The organism is Tamlana crocina (assembly GCF_012037625.1).
In genome coordinates, this window is the sequence record NZ_JAAVJS010000539.1 from 1 (window position 1) to 351 (window position 351).

At 40.7% G+C, this 351-nt stretch carries 1 pseudogene; it reads right to left on the minus strand.

The features are described 5' to 3' along the window. A pseudogene (locus HC176_RS17950) lies at positions 1 to 351 on the minus strand (phosphohydrolase); the annotation flags it as partial.

Here is a 351-nt window from a genome sequence, read left to right on the forward strand (position 1 = left end):
TGAATTTCCATGAAGGTGATATCTGAATTAAGGAACTGCCCGTCTTTCATCTGTTTATTAATGATCTTTTCAACGAAATCATCAATGACTTTTGAAGTGGGTTCCTTAATACTTCTGCTCGCCGCTTCAACGCTATCACACATCATCAAAATGGCAGTTTCCTTACTAAAAGGCAGTGGGCCCGGATATCTGAAATCTTCTTCATTCACCTCCCCATCTTCTTTCCTTGCTTTTTGCAGGAAGTAATACACCGTGGTGGTACCATGATGGGTACGAATAAAGTCAATTACCCTGTCCGGCAGATTTCTTTTTTTGGCAGTTTCGATCCCGTTGATCACATGTTCAATAATG